Origin of the sequence: Kitasatospora sp. NBC_00240, assembly GCF_026342405.1 — a bacterium.
In the GTDB taxonomy this organism is placed as follows: Bacteria; Actinomycetota; Actinomycetes; order Streptomycetales; family Streptomycetaceae; genus Kitasatospora.
Map to the genome: position 1 here is coordinate 25042 of NZ_JAPEMU010000006.1, position 18894 is coordinate 43935.

The 18894-nt window shown below is 70.5% G+C and carries 14 protein-coding genes; 12 read left to right on the forward strand and 2 right to left on the reverse strand.

The genetic code is table 11. The annotated features are described in order from the left end of the window. Positions 1–661 precede the first annotated feature (661 nt). The 9 genes from OG689_RS44450 (at position 662) to OG689_RS44490 (ending at position 11317) form a co-directional block, all read left to right on the forward strand. Positions 662–1639, forward strand: a complete 978-nt coding sequence (locus OG689_RS44450; protein ID WP_266329344.1) for a hypothetical protein — start codon at positions 662–664, stop codon at positions 1637–1639. Positions 1640–1752: 113 nt separating this feature from the next. After that, positions 1753–2061 (forward strand): hypothetical protein, encoded by a 309-nt coding sequence (locus OG689_RS44455; protein WP_266329345.1) that lies wholly within the window; start codon positions 1753–1755, stop codon positions 2059–2061. Then, entirely contained in the window at positions 2058–3167 is a 1110-nt protein-coding gene (locus OG689_RS44460; protein WP_266329346.1) for a conjugal transfer protein, read from the forward strand. The genes OG689_RS44455 and OG689_RS44460 overlap by 4 nt, the downstream gene beginning before the upstream one ends. Before the next feature lie 25 nt (positions 3168–3192). Beyond that, on the forward strand, positions 3193–3531 hold the full coding sequence (locus OG689_RS44465; protein WP_266329347.1) for a hypothetical protein: 339 nt from the start codon (positions 3193–3195) through the stop codon (positions 3529–3531). After that, positions 3528–4169 carry a hypothetical protein gene (locus tag OG689_RS44470; RefSeq protein ID WP_266329348.1) on the forward strand — a complete coding sequence of 214 codons (642 nt, stop codon included), beginning with the start codon at positions 3528–3530 and terminating at the stop codon, positions 4167–4169. Before OG689_RS44465 ends, OG689_RS44470 begins: the two co-directional genes overlap by 4 nt. A 65-nt stretch (positions 4170–4234) precedes the next feature. Further along, positions 4235–6820: an ATP-binding protein gene (locus tag OG689_RS44475; protein ID WP_266329349.1), complete on the forward strand. Its 2586-nt coding sequence runs from the start codon at positions 4235–4237 to the stop codon at positions 6818–6820. Continuing rightward, on the forward strand, positions 6817–9510 hold the full coding sequence (locus tag OG689_RS44480) for a hypothetical protein (RefSeq protein ID WP_266329350.1): 2694 nt from the start codon (positions 6817–6819) through the stop codon (positions 9508–9510). The genes OG689_RS44475 and OG689_RS44480 overlap by 4 nt, the downstream gene beginning before the upstream one ends. A 168-nt stretch (positions 9511–9678) precedes the next feature. Next, complete coding sequence (locus tag OG689_RS44485; protein WP_266329351.1) at positions 9679–10290, forward strand: hypothetical protein; 612 nt, start codon at positions 9679–9681, stop codon at positions 10288–10290. 13 nt (positions 10291–10303) lie between these two features. Then, positions 10304–11317: a bifunctional lytic transglycosylase/C40 family peptidase gene (locus OG689_RS44490; protein WP_266329352.1), complete on the forward strand. Its 1014-nt coding sequence runs from the start codon at positions 10304–10306 to the stop codon at positions 11315–11317. Positions 11318–11437: 120 nt separating this feature from the next. Here OG689_RS44490 and OG689_RS44495 read toward each other — a convergent pair whose 3' ends face one another. Further along, positions 11438–12151 (reverse strand): serine protease, encoded by a 714-nt coding sequence (locus OG689_RS44495; RefSeq protein WP_266329353.1) that lies wholly within the window; start codon positions 12149–12151, stop codon positions 11438–11440. A 376-nt stretch (positions 12152–12527) separates the two neighbouring features. After that, on the reverse strand, positions 12528–14273 hold the full coding sequence (locus tag OG689_RS44500) for a hypothetical protein (RefSeq protein ID WP_266329354.1): 1746 nt from the start codon (positions 14271–14273) through the stop codon (positions 12528–12530). A gap of 553 nt (positions 14274–14826) precedes the next feature. On the opposite strand from OG689_RS44500, the gene OG689_RS44505 reads away from it, so the two are divergent. The 3 genes from OG689_RS44505 to OG689_RS44515 are packed head-to-tail and all read left to right on the forward strand — an operon-like array spanning position 14827 to position 18835. Further along, positions 14827–15378 carry a hypothetical protein gene (locus OG689_RS44505; RefSeq protein ID WP_266329355.1) on the forward strand — a complete coding sequence of 184 codons (552 nt, stop codon included), beginning with the start codon at positions 14827–14829 and terminating at the stop codon, positions 15376–15378. A gap of 2 nt (positions 15379–15380) precedes the next feature. Then, a complete protein-coding gene (locus OG689_RS44510; protein ID WP_266329356.1) occupies positions 15381–17807 on the forward strand; it encodes an ATP/GTP-binding protein in 2427 nt (808 codons plus the stop codon). Next, the gene (locus tag OG689_RS44515) at positions 17804–18835 is read left to right on the forward strand and encodes a replication-relaxation family protein (protein WP_266329357.1); all 1032 of its coding nucleotides are present in this window, start codon (positions 17804–17806) and stop codon (positions 18833–18835) included. Before OG689_RS44510 ends, OG689_RS44515 begins: the two co-directional genes overlap by 4 nt. The last annotated feature ends 59 nt before the right edge of the window (positions 18836–18894 follow it).

Sequence of the window (18894 nt, forward strand, 5' to 3'; positions counted from 1 at the left end):
CGGGTGCGCCGGACAATCGGGTGCGCCGTCGGTGCCGCGGCCCGTCGGCCGGCTCGCGGGCACAGAGAGATCTCCCCGCCCCCTCACTTCTACGCCGTGACGCTCTGTGGAGCGTGCGGGCAACGCTGCCTGCCGCGAGGACGGGACCACCGCAGTCCGCACCGACCCGCGCACCAGGGGCTCCGCACCGGTTCAGCTCGCCTTGAGAGCCCTGGCGGTCCGGGCCGGTGCGGTGCTCGAAGGACCCGAGAGCGGACCGCACCGCACCCGCCCGGTGCGGTTGCCCGCGGGCCGAGCCCGTGCCGTGGTGCGGCGGTGCGGTCTGAGCACTGGGACGTCCGCACCGGTTCGGTGCGGTTGCTCCCGGGCGATCTCGGTGGGGTGGTGCGGCCCGCCCCGCACCGGGGTGGTGCGGTGCGCGCACCGGTGGTGCGGGGCGGCGCCCCAGCGCAGGGTCCGCAGGTGCGCTCCGCTCACCGCGGCCTGGCCGGCCCCGCACGGCCGACTCGTGCCGCTGTCAGCCGCCCCTTGTCCGGCAGATCCACCCAGTGCGCTCCACCCCTTGTCCGCTGCACAGCGCCTGGCCTCACGTCAGCAAACCCCCTGGACACTTTCCGCCCCCGACGGTGATCAGACCGCGGACAAGGGGGGTGAGGAGAGCGTGAGCGACATCCACCGGGTGACGCGAAAGGACGGCACGGACATGGCCACCAAGATCCGCAACTTCTCTACCGCCGGCTCCTACGAGTCTGGGAACAGCACGCTGCACCGCATGAACCGGGACTGGGAGGACCTGTCCCGCGACCTCCGTGCAGAGGACCACGTTGCTGTCTGGGCGCAGCAGCACCACGTGTTCGAGGCGGCCCGCACACCGCAGGACGTCGTCGACCGGCTCGCGCAGCTCCTCCGCTCGGGCGAGTGGGAACTGCACGACCAGGCCATGGGCGTGCTGCTGAGTCTCGCGAGGACAGACGGCTACGACGGGCAGCTCGCCTGGCGGGTCGCGGTCCGCATCCTGCTGCCGAAGGCGATCTTGATGGCCAAGACCCAGCTGCGCGTGGGGATCGAATGGGACGACATCTTCTCGACCGTCATCAGCGCGCTGTTCGAGGTGGTCGGGACGTACCCGCTCGAGCGGCGCCCGCGCGGAGTCTTCGCGAACCTCTCGATGGACACGCTGGCACTGGCGCAGGCCACCCTCGCGGACGACTTCGACAACCGCGCCGAGCTCCGCCGCATCGCCGACTCCGTGGAGCCCATCGCTGACGCGCGGCCCGCGGTCCTCCTCGCTTCGCAGGCGCCGGATCCGCATGTGCAGGCGTCGCTGGCCGAGCTCCTTGTGCGCGCAGCCGAGCTCGAGCTGGTCCAGGCGGACGAGCCCGAGCTGATGCAGGGCGCAGCGCGTACCGAGCTTCTGGCTCTCGTGACCTGGGCGGTTGACATCCAGGCGCTCTCCGCCTCCGACGCCCGGCGCATCAGTGAGTACTACCTGCGCCTTCCCGAAGAGCCGGACGCCGGCCGGGTGCACCGCACGACTCGGTCCATGGGGCCGGAGGGTGCCCGTCTGAGGCAGCGCGCCAGCCGTGCCGTTCGCCCGCTGCGCGAGGCGGCGCTGGGCGCGTATCTCGAAGCCGCCTGAAATTTCTCGCCCGTGGATGTCACACGGGCGGCCAAAACGACACCTCTATTGCTGATTCGCGATCACCAGCGGATCCGCCTACCACCACCGATTCCGAGACCGGGAGTACCGCTGTGTCCACGCCCCCCGAAAGCCAGCAAGGCCCCGCGAGCCCGCTGTTCGACGAGGACGAGCGGCGCGTCGCGCAGGCGCGTCGTCGGCTCACCCAGCTGGGGGCCGCCCTCGTCCGCAACCCCCTCGATCGCGAGGTGCACCAGGAGGTGCGCGCGTTCTTCGAGGCCGAGTCCGAGTCGGCCCTGCGCTCCTGGGAGGTCCTGCTCACCAGGAGCCCCGACGAGCTGAGGGCGCGGATCCGCGCGGTGCTCACCGCGCAGGTCGAGCAGTGCGCGGTGCCGGCCGCTGGTGAGCGGAGGGCGTCATGAGGCTTCGACGGCGCCGTCGGGAGGAGGCCGACGAACTGTGGGACGACGCCGCCGAGGTAGAGGACCTCGAGAGTTTGGACGATGCCGGTGAGGAGCTGACCGGCTGGCAGGCGAGCACCGCCAGCCTGTCCGGCCTCGCCCGGCTGGCCCGGATCGGTACGTGGGTGTTCCTGGCCTCGGGCCCCGTGCTCGGCATCGCCGCGTTCACCTCCTCGGCATCGCCCGCCGAGTCGAAGAAGCCGGCTGCGGCGGTTCAGACCGCTTCGCCCATCGCACCGACCGGCTTCGCCCAGCTGTTCGTCGGCGCGTATCTGGAGGCGGGCCAGGGCACAGAGTCCTCTCTCAGCCCCTACTTCGCGGATCCGGTCGTCCTGACGAATCCTCCGGCGTCCCGTTCGGCGTCGCGGATCGTGGCCGTGTCCAGCAGCGAGGTCGAGCCGGGCTACTGGTCCGTCACCGTCGCGGCACGGGTCATCGCGAAGAACAAGAAGGGTGAGACGGCCGACCAGGGCCTGCAGTACTTCCGGGTCGGCGTGCAGGTGGTCGGCCCCTCCTCAGCCGGCGGCACTGCGAAGAGCCCCGGGGGGCCGGTGGGCTACGCGGCCACGTCCCTGCCGGCGCAGGTTGCGGCGCCCGCCGCTCTTCGGACCAGCGGCCTGGGCTACGGCACGCCGAAGGGGAACGGGACCGCGGACCCTGTCGTCGACACGGCCTCGTCGTTCCTGAACGCCTACTTGGTCGGCAGCGGCGAGCTGGACCGCTACATCTCCCCCGGCACCCACGTCGAGCCGATCGCTCCCACGCCCTACACCTCCGTGAAGATCACCGATGCCTACGACAACGGCCCCTCTGGCGGAAGCCTGGCCGTCCCCAGCGACGGGGCCGCACGGCGACTGCTGGTCATGGTCACCGCCACGGACTCCACCGGCCAGAGCTACCCGCTGACCTACGCCCTCGACCTGCGCTCCCGCGGCGGGCGCTGGGAGGTCTGGGCCGTCGCCGCCGCACCTGCGATTAAGAGCGGCGCCAAGCCGTCCACGGCCCCGGCGCCCATCCCGAGCCCTGACCCGGCGCGTACCAGTACGCCGTCGCCGTCAGCCCCCTGACCCCGACAGAAGAAGGAAGCAGAACATGCACACCACCGTCGACCCGAACACCGTGATGCTCGCCGGCGACATCCTCACCTGGGCCACTGCCAAGACCAACGCGATCAAGACTCTGGTGCTCCTTGTGGCCGGCCTCATGGTCGTCCTGGCGGTCATCGCCGCCTACTGGAGGACCAAGAGTTGGGTGGCGACCCTGGTCGCCTTCTCGCTCGGTGCCCTCGTGCTCTGGGGCATCAACAACATGGACAGCCTCAAGACCAAGGTCGGCTCTGAGGTTGACGACAAGCCCGCCACCGGTGCCCCGCACGTGCGCACGGTGCCGAACATCCCCGGCCTGGACCTCGACTCCCTGGGCCGGATATGAGCGCCGCCCTGGACGAGGACCTGATCGGGCACTCCTACACCCGTGCCCGGAAGCATCCCCTGGTCGTCGGCAAGCTCCCCGGGGCCGGCCGCATCCCGGGCGGCCCCTACACGGTCACCCAGGTGGTGACCATGGTCGTCGCGTTCGGTGTCCTCGCGACAACCCGGGCCATCTGGGCGCACTTCGGCCTCATGGACATCGTGATCATGGTTGCGGTGCCGTGGGGGCTGGCTTGGGTACTGAGGTACGCCCGCCTCGACGGGCGCGACCCGGCCCGCGCGCTTCGGAGCCTGCTGGTCTACATCTCCACTCCGACGGCTGGCCGTCTCGCCGGCCAGCCGCAGGGGGCCCTGCGCACGCGGATCGCGCTCGGCCGCTGCACCGTCCGCCCGAGGCCGCAGGCCGGCAGCGAGTCAGCCGAGAAGCCCCGACCCGCCACCAGGCAGACGGGGACCGCCCCGACGCCGCCCGGGCCGAAGCAGAAGAGCCCGGCGGCGCCGGCGGACCGCCCGCGTCAGGCCCCCCGTCGGCCGGCGCGCGAGCCGGCCGCCACCCGGGCGGAACCGGTCGCCGCGCAGCACCGCCCTGCGGCCCGCACCGCTCTGCAGGACCTCCTCGCCTCGCTTGACGAGCGCTGAACAAGCACCCCGCCGGGGGCGGGCAACCCGCCCGCCCCCACTCCACTCCTTCCAAGGAACCCGTCATGCGACTTCCCGTCCGGCACATCAGCGGCCACCTGCTCTGGACCACCAACGCCGCCGTGTGGGGCGTGTGGAAGGTCGACACCGAGAACTACAGCCACGCCTCGCACGCCACCAAGCGCGCCCGACTCGATGCCCTCGAAGCCCTCTTCAAGTCTCTGCGCGGCGAGGCGCTCCTTCTCTCTCTGTGCCCGCAGGTCGATGCTGCCTCCGTCGTCACGCGCATGACCGCCGGCGTCGACCTCGACCAGTCGCCCGAGTACGTGGACCTGAGCCTTCGCGTGCTGGACCAGCTGGAGAACCTCGAACTCACCGGACGGGTCGACTTCCTCGCCCTGCCGCTGCCGCACCTCGACGTCAAGCAGACGGCGAAGGCCGTGCTCTCCTCCGTTCAGGTCGAGGTCATGTCGTCGCTCGGCCTACCCGTCGCCCCCGTCTCAGCTGCCGAGGAGACCAGCCGGCTCCAGCAGGCCCGCCGCATCGCGGCGACCTGGCCGGCCGGCATCAAGCTGCGGCCGGCGACCGAGGCCGAGATCCTCTGGATCTACGGACACAGCGCCCGGCGCGGCATCGACGAGCCCCTCCTCCCGGAAGAGGGCGCCCCCCGCGCCCTGCGCGGCCGCGGCCGCACCGTGACCGCGCACACCCAGGTGATCCTGGACGAGGGCGGGCGCAGCGACCGGGAGGGGAAGGGCCCGACCAGCCCGTGGCGTCGGCGCTACCTGAAGGCCGAGACCGAGCACGGGGCGAGCTACCAGGCGTTCTCCGTTCTGTCCGAGATGCCGGAGAGCTTCGTCTTCCCGGGGTCCGAGTACCTCGCCGTCCTCGATGACTTCTCCTTCCCCGTCGACTGGGCCGTACGGATGCACGTGGAGTCCGGTGCCAAGGCCGAGCCGCGCTCTCGTCGGCAGCAGCGGGAACTCGCCAACCAGCGCGGGGAGTACGAGGGCGAGACAGCCGGCGCGCCGGCCTCGCTGGACAAGGCCTCGATCTCGCTCGACGAGTACCGCGAGCGACTGACCTCCTCCGCCACCGAGGTGGAGATCCGAGCCTCGATAGCGACCTGCGTCTGGGGCGAGAACCCCGACGAGGCCAACGAGAAGGCACAGCTGCTGGCGAACCACTTCGGCGGGAACGAGTACACGCTGGTGAGGCCGATTGGGGATCAGGTCGCGCTGTTCCACGCCATGTTGCCCGGCACCCGGACGCCCCGGCCGCTGCTGGACTACACCCAGTTCATGCTGGCTCGCGACTTCGCGATGAGCATGCCCTACTGCGGCTCCAGCCTGGGAGACGACGCCGGGTCGCTCTTCGGCCTGCAGCTCTCCGGCGGCGGCGTGCGCCCGGTGCTGACCGACTTCTCGCACGGCCCGCGGGTGAACGCCTCTGCGTCCGCCGCGTTCGTCGGCGAGCTCGGCTCCGGCAAGTCGGTCGCCATGAAGTCCGCGATGTTCTCGATCCTCACCACCGGGCGGCGCAGTGGGAACAAGGGCAGCCGCGGCCGCGCCCTCGTGATCGACCGCACGCCCCAGCAGGAGTGGTCGCGCTTCGCGCTCGCCTGCCCCGGGACGACGCAGATCATCAACGTCGACGAGAGGGCCGGCCTGTCGCTCGACCCCCTGCGGGTGTTCCGCGGCCCGCGGGCGGCCCGGTACACGGAGTCGTTCCTGACGCCGCTTCTGGACATCGCGTCGATGTCGGTGGAGGGCATCACGCTGGCGGAGGCGATCGAGGCGACCCGCGTGGGACCGCAGCCGAGCATGAGCGCCCTGATCGAGACGCTGGCGCAGCGGGCCCGGACCCAGGACCCGGAGGAGCCGAATGACTCGGCGGTGCGGGCCGCCGCGTCCGAGGTCGTGCGCAAGCTGCGGGCTCTGGCCAAGAAGGACCTCGGCAAGGTGATCTTCGATCCGTCGCTGCCGGTCGTTCAGATCACCAACGCCGACAGCATCGTGTTCGCCGTGGACCGGCTCGGTCTGCCGACCAAGGAGGACCTGTCGGAGCACCGGCTGCCGACATTGGAGGTGGAGAAGAGGTTCGGGTGGAGGCTCATGTACTTGATGACCGCCCTGTGCCGGGAGGTCGCCTTCGCCGACCCCAACGACTTCACTGCCGTGATCTTGGATGAGTGCTGGTGGCTGACCTCGTCCGCCGAGGGCTCCAACCTGCTGCTGGAGATCATCGCCGACGGCCGCAAGCACAACGCCGGGGCATTCGCGGGCTCCCACGACCCGTACGACATCGGGCCGAAGAACGAGATCGGCGACAAGATCCGGGCACTGCTGTCCCACATCTACGTCTTCCGTCACCGCGGGAAGGCCCTCGCCAAGCGGTGCCTGGAGTTCCTCGACCTCGACCCCAACGACGCCGAGATGGTCAAGCTGATCACCGAGAACCTGTCGCCGATCAACCTCAGCGACACCGACCGGCTCCTTCGCTCGGGCGAGTGCCTGTACCGGGACCTGCGCAAGCGCGTTGGCGCGATGAAGGTCCTGATCCCCGCTGACGAGGCGGCGGCGGAGGCCATCCACACCACCCCCGGTCAGGGTGACCTGGGACTTGAGCAGTTCGCCGAGGTGTCGGCATGAGCCGAGCCACCGCGGCCAGGTCGCGGTCCGTGCGGCCCGGGAAGCGCCGGGTGTGGATGTTCGCGGTCCCGCTGGCGGTCTTCCTCGCCTTCATCGCGGCGATGGCGTGGGCCGACCCGGGCGTCCCGACCCCGTCCCCCGGTCCGTCTCCCAAGCCGCCGGGCTCCAGTGCGACGCCGCAGCCCGGGCCGGGGCAGCCGAGTCCCAGCCCTGCACCGCCGACGACGCCGCCGACCGGCCCGACCTGGACGCCGGAGCCGGGTCTGTCGCCGGCGCCCCCGGACCCGGGCGGCAAGCCCGTGGTCGACCTGGGGCAGCCGCCGAAGGACTCCAGCGACGGTCTGCTGCAGCCCTTCAACGTCGCCGACCGCTTCGGTGTCCCGATCTCCGCGTACACCGTCGAGGCGGACACCGGCGACTGGGACGACATCGATCTGAAGATCTGGAACATCCTGGCGACCCTCTTCTTCAACATCGCCAAGTGGGTTGTCGGCTTCGCATGCTGGATCATCAAGTGGGCGCTCGAGTTCGGCCTCGCGGGGATCCTGGTCAAGCCGGTCGACGGGATCGCGAACACCATCCGCGACCAGCTGATCAACCGGCTCGGCCTGCCCGGTCTCTTCCTGACCATCGCCGCTCTGTTCGCCGGCTACCAGATCATGTTCCGCAACCGCAGCCGCGGCTTCGCCGAGGCCGGGCTGTCGCTGGTGGTTGCGGCCGTCGCCACGACGCTGCTGCTGTCCCCGGCCGAGGTCCTCCTCGGCACGTCGAAGGACGTGCCGCAGCAGGGCTCGACGATGCTGATGTCGGACGGCGGGGTCCTGGGCAGCGCGAAGGACCTCAGCCTGCAGGTGTCGTCGCTCGTGCTCACCAAGGACCCGAGTAAGGTCCAGGCGAATCCGGACACGGTAAGCAAGCCGATCAAGGACGCCCTGGTCGACGCGCTCATCGTGAAGCCGACTCAGCTCATGCTGTACGGCCGGACCTTCGAGGGTGCCTGCGCGGAGGCGTTCGGGAAGTACAAGGTCGTCCAGTACAACTACAACCAGATGGGTCTGAACGCCTGGGAGGCCGGCCGGGCCAACCCAACCGGCGGTCCGACCTATCTCGACCAGCTCACCCATGCGGGCAAGGAGTTCGAGAACACCTGCAAGGCTGGCGGCGTCAACATCAGTGCGAAGAAGGCTTCGGCTGACCTCACCTTCTCCGCGCTGTTCATCGCCATCGCGGCCGTGATCATCGCCGTGCTCCTCGTCCTGGTGACCGGCGGCTTCCTCATCGCACAGGGCTGGGTGGCGTTCGAAGCCATCCGCGGACACTGGGCGCTGTGCGTGGGGATCCTCCCCGGTGGGGGCCGCGCCACGCTCTGGCGCTGGGTCGCCGCGATATTCCGAGCGGTTCTCGGCGTTGTCCTGGCGATCCTGTTCCTCGCGATCTTCATCTTGATCATCTTGGCGCTGATCGACGCGGGCACCGGCAAGGTGCTCGCGGTGAAGTTCATCGCGATCGACCTCACCGCGATCGCCGGGCTGGCTGGGCACAAGAAGATCAAGGAGACGGCCCGGCAGGTCGCCGTGCAGGTCAACCGGCGCCTGGCCAACGCCAAGGTCGGCGGGTCCAGGAACTCCGTGTTCGCCAGCCCCGGCCGCTACGCCGAGACCGCACCGAGCCTCAAGCAGGTCTGGAACGACGCGAAGGGCGAGTCCCGCAAGGTCACCTCCCCGATCGGCAAGGCCGGCCGCACCGCCCGGGACATGTGGGTCGGGCCGCCCAAGCGAGGAGGCAAGGGCGGCAAGCTGCGGACCGCGGCGCGCATCGCCACCAACGCGGCCGTCGTCGCCGGCACCGGCGGCACTGCCGCCGCGGCAAAGGTCGCCGCGCAGGGGGCGGCCAAGCAGCAGCTGAAGAAGCGTCTGGCGACCGCCGCGGTGAACAAGATGAGCCAGACGCGCGGTGGCCGGGCCACGATGGCCACCGGCAAGGCAGCCGCAGCGACCGCGAAGTACGGCTGGAAGGCCGGCAAGTTCGCCGTCTACGCGACCGCCGGCGCGCCCGTCAGCGTCCCCCGCGGGATCAAGGCGGCCAAGCGGGGCGCCACTGCGGCCGGCGCGCGGGCGACGAAGGTGAAGGGCGATCTCCTGGCCGCCAAGAACCGCACAGGCGCACGGGTCTCCACCAAGGTCGGCGAGACGAAGGCCTTCTTCAAGGAGGGCCACGACAACCTCGTCGCCGGGGCTCGCTTCATCGGCAGGCAGGGGGCGTACGCCCAGCTCGGCCTCGCCCAGCCGATGAAGCCAGCCGCCACTGGGACGGCCCCCAAGCCCGGCGCCGCTGCCTCTGCTCCGTGGGTACCGGGCGCCAGGAGCGGCGGCATCAAGCCGCCGACCACCACGGGCACGTCGTCGCCCGGCAGCGCGACCGCAGCCGGCCTCCCGGTCCCGGAGGCGACTGCCGACACACCAGTCGCCCCTGCAGCACCAGCCGGAGCGACCGGGACAGTTCCGCCGAGCACCGGTGCACCGGCTGCTGCGAAGGCTTCGCCGAAGTCAGACCCGCCGACAGGCGAAGGCACCAAGAGCACGGAGCCGCCGGCCGCAGCCGCGCCTCCGCGTCGGATCCGGCGCGCGACCAGGCCTGCGGGTCCCCCGCCGGGACCGAGCACCACCAAGGACGTCGCCGACGACGAGTAGCTCCAGACCGGGGCCGGCCGAACCGGCCGGCCCCGGCCAGCACCACCCTCTGCCCAGCCACTCGCGCCCTGAAGGGGGCTTCGCATGTCCAGTTCCACCCCGAAGCGGCCCTCCCGTCTTGGGACAGCAGCCCTCTTCGCAGCCTCAGCGCTCCTTGCCTGCGTCGGCATGACCCTGCTGATCGGCGACCCGAAGCCGCCGGTCCGCCACGCGTCCGCACAGCCCGCGCCGTCCGCCGTCACCCCGGCACCGACGACCAGCCAGGACCGATCCGCGGCACCCACCCCCAGCACCGCTCCGACCACGGCGCAGCCGACCGGGCCCGCGCCTGCCTCCACCCAGGCCAGCGCCAGCGCCGATCACCAGGACCTTGGGCTGCCGGGACCCGTAGCCGACACCGCGCGCCGGTTCACGCTCGCCTGGGCCACACACGACGCCCGCCCCGGCGCAGACACCGCCTACCAGGAGGCGGCCAGGCGCGCCGCACCGTACACCGCGCCCGACCTCGCGGCAGAGCTCGCCGCCAGCCGACAGGGAGCCGACCGGGTCTGGGAGCAGTGGCGGGCGCACCAGACCCGGATCACTGCAGAGGTCACCGCAGTCACCATCCCCGACGGCGCCCCGAGCCCCACCGAGACACGGGCCCTGGCCAGGGTCCACTACCGCCTCACCATCGCCCCCACCGACGGCCAACCGACCACGACGGACGAACAGGTGGCGCTGGAACTGCGCCGCGGAACCGACGGAACGTGGCGCGTCACCGCGCTGCCCAACGCGTGAGCGGGGACGTGCAGTGAAGAAGTGGGTCCTCATCGCCACCGCACCAGTGATCGCGTTCTGCGTCCTCGCCATCGCCATCACGCTGGCGGTCGCTGTCGCGGTCGGCAACGACCACACCAACAACAAGCCCGGAGGCGGCAACGGCCCGGGCGGCGGCATCAACGCCACCGCGCCCGTACCGGACTGGCTGCGCCCCCTCATCGCCGACGCCATCAAGCAGCACGGCTGCGCACAGCTCACACCGTCCCTGCTGGCTGCCCAGCTCTACCAGGAGTCACACTTCGACGCGAATGCCGTCTCGCCTGGGGTCGGCGCTCAGGGCATCGCGCAGTTCATGCCCGACACCTGGAAGACCCAGGGAATCGACGGCAACAGTGACCACAAAATGGACCCGTTCGACCCGGCCGACGCCGTACCCTCCGCCGCTGCCTACGACTGCTCTCTCGCCGGCGACATCAAGGACGTCCCAGGCGATCCGGCAGACAACATGCTCGCCGCGTACAACGCCGGCCCAGGCGCTGTGAAGTCTCACGGCGGAGTGCCGCCGTTCAACGAGACCCGCAAGTACGTCCAGGAGATCCGCGCACTCGCGACCCAGTGGGCGGCCGGCCTCGACGGCGGGGTCCCTCTGCCCACCGGCTCCGACGGTGCGTCACGGGCCATCGCTGCGGCGCAGACCGCGATGAACACGCCCTACCAGTGGGGAGGCAACTGCCGGAGCCCGTACCAGGGGTCCGACGGGTGCGACTGTTCCAGCCTGGTCCAGATGGCCTGGGCGGCCGCGGGCGTCAGTCTTCCCCGTACCACCTACGACCAGGTCAACTCGGGCACAGCGGTCCGGTCGGTGTCCGACCTGCGCCCCGGAGACCTGCTCTTCTCCCGCGGGACTGCTACCCGGCCGGAACACGTCGGCATGTACATCGGAAACAACCAAGTCATCGAAGCACCGCGGACCGGCCTCAATGTGCGCCTGCGGACGTTCGCCGAGTGGCAGCCTGACATCCTCGCCATGCGGCACATCGGCTGACAGTGACTGTAGGTTCCGGTTAGACCTGTCAGTTTCTGGTTGAGTTGTCATCAACTTGTCGTTCGTGACAACTCAACCGGATGACGCACATGGCTGGCGGTGATCTCCGCTGTCAGCTGGTCAAGAGACTCCGAGGTATTGGGTCCAGTCCGGAGCGTCGAGGTCGAGGTCGGCGGTACGCACGGCGTAGCCCACGGCCAGGTCGACAATGCCAAGACCAGTGATGGAGTGGTGCTGGCCGACGTAGACGCCGATGATCTCCCACTGTCGGCCCGGCCGGGTGGAGAGTACAGGGGCGCCAGAGCAGGCTGAGCCCGCAGGGGTGCTGAGCTCGAAGAAGCGGTCCCCGATGATCTCCTGCACGGCAACCGGGCGGCTGATGCGACGCCGGATGTGTCCTTGCGAGAAGACGAGGTCCGGTCGGGGAACCGCGACGCCATCCACGTGAGTCTCGTAAAGGATCGCCTCTGGATAGCCCCAGAGGGTGTACCCGAGGCTGGCATGTTCTTGGGTGCGCCCGAAGGTAAAAGGGGAGGCGTAGTCTCCGGGTTGCAGCCGCAGCACAGCCACGTCCTGAGTGGGGTGCTTATCGACTTGGACGACGGCTGCGGTCCGCCACTTGCCTGCGGCGTCGGCGAACAGTGCGGCATGCTCACCGATGACCAGGGTGTCGGCGACATGGCCGGCCGTCATGGCGAAGCAACCGTCCCCGGCCTGGAGCAGAAATGCTGTCCCGGCATGCGCCAGGTACTTGTGAGTGCCGTCAGGCTGGGGTGCCAAGTGAGCGAGTGCGACAACGAAGTGGTCGATGCGATCGGTGTCTTTGGCGAGCATAGCCGCAGATCTACCAGCCTCCGGGAGGGCGCGCAAGCCAGCCTGTGAACGACAAGTCGCCCGGACAGAACCAAGGCCAAGTCGCTCGGACACGCTGCCAAAGTCCCAGGTCAGCACCGGCCAGGGCGACAAATGGGATCGGAACCTACAGTGACGATGTTCGTGGTGATCCCGCGGCCGGCCGCTGGCAGCGACCAGTCGGCCGACGGGCCGACGTCGCTCCGGGCCGGCGCTCCCGTGAACGCCGCAGCGGTGGGAGGACGGCCGGGCCCGGTGCCCCTCCCTCCGCTACGGCACCGGACGGATGTCCGGCGGGCCGGACGGTCCGCCGGACACCGGGTGGGTCCCCAGAGTCGGGCCGCCGCGCCCCGTCTTGCTACTCCGCCCGGCTCCCGGCGGCGGTGGCGGCCGCAGCAACCATGCGGGCCAGGCTCTCGGCGTCGGCTGGCGGCCAGCGGTCACCGGCCAGCCGGTCGAACAGCAGTGACCGCATACCACCGGAGTCGGCGACGGCGGCCAGCGCCTCGATGCCATTTCCGTGCAGGACGCGGCTCACCTCACGGACGCGGTCCGGGGCGAGGTCGCGCGGAGCGGCGTTGACGACCAGGACCCTCACCCCGTCGTGGGGACGGCGCCTGCGCACAAGCAGCGCGGCTGTCTCCTCGGGCGTACGGGGCACGGGAATGACATCGACCTGGTCGTCGAAGTCGTGAAGGCTGTCCAGCAGCGGGGCTTGCCCGCTCTTCCATGCCTCGCCGACCGTGCGCCACCGTGATCCCCACACCTCGTCGGCGATCGGCGCGATCGCGTCGGGAAACTGGCCGGTCCACCGTTCGAGATCGCCGGCCTCGGCGTCGGTCGCGTCCAGTTCGAGGAGGTTGCGGTGGCGATTGCGCTGCGCCCACTCGCTTCGGGCCCGGGGCCACAGGCAGGGATGGCGCCGGGCGCCCTCCTTGTCGATCTGCCGCAGGAAGTCCTGGCGCCAGGCGTCGAGGGGCGCCTGTTCTTCCTCGGGCGCCCGGCTGTACAGGTCTGCGGAGGCTGCCGGGGACCACCAGTCGTCCATCGCCGCGGTGTCGTCCAGTTCGCGGCCGAAGACCGCCTCGGACGTCCGCTCCACCGCATCACCCAACTGGGCGCCGCGCAGGTCGTGGAACGGTCCGGCGATGTCCGCCTGCCGTCGGGCCAGGGCCACGAGTTCGGTGTCGCTGCTCTCGTCCCAGTAGGCCGAGCCCACGCTGCCGGGCGCGAGGGCTGCGCCCGCGGGCGCAGCCGACCACGGCGTGACGCGGCCGCCGCGCTGCAGTGCCTCGTGGGCGAACCGGTCGGCCGTCAGCAGCAGCACGCTGGAGCCGGTCCGGGCCAGCTCCAGGCTGAGGGCGAGGGCGAGGGTGGAGCGGCCCTCGCCGCCGCGTTCGGCGGTCACCGCGATGGTCGCCGTCACCCGCCTGGGGGCTGTCGGGCCGTGCGGTCGGGCGGCGGTCAGCTCGGCGGGGACGTCGGTCTCCGCGCCGGCAGGTGCGCGGCGGGTCCAGTCCGGCCACTGGTGGAGGAACAGGCCGGCGCGGCGCAGCGCGGTGCTCCACCGCGGTGCCTCGGCGGCGAGGTCCGTCCGTTGGTGCTGCCACAGGGCGCGTTCGTCCGCGCCGGGTTCCTCGTCGAGGAGCTGGCCGCCGAGCTCGGCGACGAGGTCCCGCGCGGCGTTGTGGTCGGCCCTGGTGGCGCGCACGAGGAGCCTGGCGGTCCCGTCGGTGCGCAGGGTGAAGTACTTCGCCGACTCGGGCGCGGCTCGCAGGGCGGGCACGCCGGTGCGGGTTCCGGCGGTGATGGCGGGCAGTACGCGGGCCAGTACCCGGCCGGCCGCGCCGGGGGCGGGCCACAGGGTGAGGGTGTCGGTGTCCGGGGTGACACGGGCGATGCCGAACAGGCTGTCGTCGATGTCCAGCGGCGGCCTGGCCAGGCTTCGCAGGACGGCGGCTTCGAGGATCTGCTGCTCGGCGGTGGCCGCTTCGGGAACCGGCCCGGCCGTCAGGCCGTGGGCCCGGATCCAGGTGAGGGCCTGCTGGTAGGTCTCACCCGTCAGTGCCGAGCGGGTGTCCGCGCGGCGATCGTTCTTGGCCATGAGGGGTCTGCCGTTTCTCGGCGCCGCCACCCGGACTGGCCGCGCCGGTGGGCACGGTGAAGGTCATCGCAGTGAGGATCGCCCCCTTCGCCATCGTCTCGTGCACGCGGGTCCGGGACGCTGTGCAGATGGCCGGTAGCTGGTCTACCGGCGGACACATTACCGCGCCCGGCCTTCCCTGACCCGGACATCACCTCGTGGCGGGGGCGCCACGTCCTTCCCACGCGCGGGCCCGGCCTGACACTCCACCGTTGGCCCTGCGAGCACGTGCGACGGGATGCGCAATTTGGATAATCCGCGGGCAGCAACTGCGCGCCCCAGCCGCCGGCCGGGTCCTCTTGGCGATCCGCACCGCTGGCTGTGACCAAGTCCGACACCAGCCCGCCAGCAGCTGGTCCCGGGCTCTGCAAAAAAGATCGCCTTCGGATGTCACACGGCGGCCTTGATTGACACCTCTATAGGCATCCACCGACGCCAAGGAGATCTCTCTTATGCCCTCGACACGGCCACCGGACGATACAGGCCGGCTCGGTCCCGCCCAGGCGGGCCCCCAATGAGCACCAATGACGTCATCGACGGACTGATCTCCAACGCGGGCAACGTGCCGGAGTACGCCAAGGCGGTCCTCGACTGGGCGCTTGCCAACGTCTGGTGGGTCGCGCTCCTGGCTGTCGGCACCGCCTCCTTCGTGGGCGGCATCCGACGCCTCATGAGTCGATCGACGCTGCGGGACCGGCAGGCCTTCGAGCTCCTTCCCACCAATGGGTTCGACCCCGGTATCGAGGACGTCCTTCGGTTCGCGAAGCAGCTCGCCCGGGCGCAGCGCAGCACCTCGCGCTGGACGATGCTTCCGGCCCGCGGATCGGCGGTGCGGATCCGGCTCCTGTCCGTCGGTGGTCCGATGTCGCTGCGGGTGGAGGGTCCTGCCCGGGCCGTGGCGGTGCTCCGCCACCAGGGCTACGCCCAGTGCGAGCTTCGATCCGTCACCGAGGACGCAGGGCCGTCCGAGCGGCCGACGATCCGCCTCGGCCCGCGCTTGGACGACAGCGACAGCGCAGCCTCACTGCAACCGCTTCCTGACCCCCTTCGTTCCAAGGAGTCCTGACCATGAGCCGATCAACGAAGTCCGATGGGTCACTGCGGCGCCCGGTGAAGCGTGCTGAGGCGCCCGGCCGGAGCGAGCAGCTGTTTGTGGCCCGCGCTGAGCTCGCCCTGGCGCTCCCTGACCACTTGTCCCTGCGTGAGCTGCCTCTCAAGCCGGATCCGCTCGAGGCGCTGGCGGCCGCGGTCGCCGACGTCCGCAAGACCTTGAGCGAGCGCGTGGATCTGGTGCTCGACCTCGTTCCGGTTCCGGCTGGCAAGGTCTCCCGAAAGCGCAACCAGCTACTCTCCGCGGCGCGCCGCCGGCCGCAGGACTTCCCGAGCATCCCGGGGATGCCGCAGGGCTCCGGTTCGGGCTTCAGTCTCGACCGGCTCGCGTCGATCGGTTCCGAGATCGCTGCGGAGATGCGCGGCCCGCAAGCCCGCGGGGCACAGGGCCGCGGGGCACAGGGTCAGCGCAGGAGCGTCCAGGACATGAAGGTGGCGATGGGCAAGTTCGTGCCCGGCGTCGACCCGGTCCTTGACCTCCAGATGCTCCTGCGTGCCTGCTCCACCGACCCGACACGGCCTCGCATGCTGCTGGACCAGGTCCTGGCCGCGCTCGAGGGATGGTCGGGTGACAACCATCTCCAGCCGGTCGGCCTCAACCTCGGCATCACCCGGGTGCGGGCGGACTCGGCGCTGTACCGGCGGCACTTCGACCTTCGCTTCGAGAGCGGGGCATTCGCACCGCGCCAGCACGGCTGGGTTACGGGTCAGGAGATAGCCGGGCTCCTCAAGCCGCCGACCAAGCACAACACGGCGGCGAACGTCGCCCGTTCGGGCGGCGTCGTCCCCCCGCCACCGCCGAACCTTCCTGTCTGGAACGGCCAGCCGGGTCTGCTGCCGCTCGGCTGGGTCGCCAAGCCCGGTGGCGGCGAGCGCCTGGCGGGCATTCCTCTCAAGTACCTGCTGTTCGCGCTGTTTTTGGGCAAGGCCGGCTATGGCAAGACCGAGATGTCGCTGGTCCAGGCAATCGCATTGGCACACAACGGGCACGGCATCCTGTTCTTGGACCCCCACGGTGATGGATGGCAGCGCGCCCGTCCCTACCTGGCGCACCGGAAGCTGGCACCGCGGATGTGGGAGATCGACCTGACGTCTCCGGACCTCGATGCGATGGCGGCATCGTGGAACCCGCTCTCGATGCAGAACCGGCGCGTCGACGACATCCCGGACATCGTGCAGTACATCGTCACCGGCTTCTCCAGCGCGCTGAACTGGTCCGACTCGGCCGGCCGTGCCAAGACCATCCTGACGCGGTCCGTCGAGTCGCTGGTCGAGCTCTCCCGGCTGCTGAACCTGGCCGGCCGGGCCGACATTGCTCCGACGATCTTCCAGATCCGGACGATCCTGGCCGACGAGGTCTGGCGCGACACCGTCGTGCCGTACCTGTCCAAGAACCTGCGCGACTTCTGGACCAAGACCTACCCGAAGTACAGCAACGAGGCCACGCCCGTCGTCACCAACATCATCGAGCGACTCGACTCCAGCAACGCTCTCAAGGCATTCCTCGGCTCGTCCCTGTCGACCTACGACATCCGCACCGCCATGGACGAGGGGAAGATCGTCTTCGTCTGCCCATCCGGAACCGGTGACACCGACCGCATCGTGTCCTGCCTCCTGATCTACGACCTCTTCCGCGCTGGCCTGTCCCGCCGGGACATGCCCGTCGCGGACCGTAAGGACTTCTATACGTATATCGACGAGCTCACCGCGGTGGACGGCGCGTCCAAGGGCACCCTCGCCGCAATCGCAGAGCAGCTCAGGAAGTTCAAGGTCAAGATGCTCGCGATGACGCAGATGGCGCAGCGTTTGACACCCACGACCCGTCAGGGCCTGCTGCAGAACCTGTCGGTCCTCTCGTCGACCGCCAGTGACGTGGACGAGGCGCTGCTGGTGACGCGGCGATGGGGAAAGAAGGTGGACCCCGACACCATCACCCAGCTGAAGCCGTACCACTACGTCATGTCGGTGACCCTGAACGACGGCCGCACGGACCCGTTCAAGGTGCGCGGCGCGAGCGTGGAGGACCTGTACGCCGACTACTACCGGCCCGATGACCTGCCGAAGCTCACACAGTCGGTCAACCAGAACCTGAAGCGCCGTCCGGTGCGGGATATCCTCGCCGACCTGCGCCGGCTGGACAGCCGGATCCGCGTGGAGCTCGTGAAGCTGCCGATCCCGCCCGACGATGAGGACGATGACGGCCAGAGCGCAGGCGTGCCGTCGGGCGCCGGCCCTGGCGGCGGCCCCGGCGGCCAGGCGCCGGGCACTGGCCCGGTGCGCATCCACAAGGACCCCGGGACCGTCGTGAGCGGGCTGGCCGACGACGCCGGCGACGACACCGCGGCTGCCGGCGGACAGCCGACCCAAGGATCGAGGTTCGCGTGACCACCGTGACCGAAGCCCCCATGGCCGCCCTGCGCGCGAGCTTCACCGCGCTGGCAACCCAGGCGCTGGGTGTCCTCTACCAGCACCGGGCCATGACCACGGACCAGCTGCACCAACTGCTGACCCCGGCCGCGAAGCGCCCCGTCTACCTCAGGCGTGAACTGAAGAGGCTCCTGGACGCCGGGCTCGTCGACCGCCTGTGGGCACAGTACGTCGAGGCCGCCGAGACCCCGGACATTCCCGCGCAGGCGATGTCCGACCGGCAGCGGAAGCAGGCACCGCTCAACACTCCATACCTCTGGTTCCTCACCGAGGCTGGTGCCGAGACCGTCGAGCAGGGAGGTGAGGCTATGCCGCGGCCCTACCGTGTCACCCCTGAGTCGGCCGCCGGATCCCGCCAGCTCCACACCCGCGCCGTGAACGACACCGGGCTGGCGTTCGTCCGGCACGCTGCCCGGCTCGGCCACGAATGCGGCCCCCTGGACTGGATGCCGGAAGTCGCCCACCGCATCCGGGACGGCCAGCGCCGCTTCGAGGACGACCACGTCATCACGGACGCCGTCCTCAACTACGTCGACACCACCCGGGGCCAGCGCCTCATGTCGACCACGTTCATCGAGGTCGACCGGGCAACCATGCCGACAGCCCTGCTGGCGGCCAAGATCGCGGCGTACGGCCGCCTGCACGAGTACGTCCCCCAGCATCCGGACCGCGCCAGGCGATCGGCAGCGTCGAGCCGTCCGGACTGGCAGTACACCTACCCGGTCTTCCCACGGCTGCTCGTCATCCTGGACGGGAAGCGGACGCCGACGCTCGCGTCCCGCCTGGCCTCACGGACCGAGGACCTCTACGCCCTCACCCGCGCGGACCCGCGGCTGGCCCGCCTGGCCGCCAGCCTGTCCGTCGGGGTGACCACCCTTCAGCAGCTCCAGCAGCACGGACCGTTCGCGCCGATCTTCACACCCCTGCTGCGCGGAACCCCGGAGAAGAGGCCGCCGCTGACCAACCTGTACCTCAAGACCCAGTGACCATCCTCGGCCCACCCCGTACCCCGTACCCCGCACCCCCACCGCCCAGGCGGCGACGA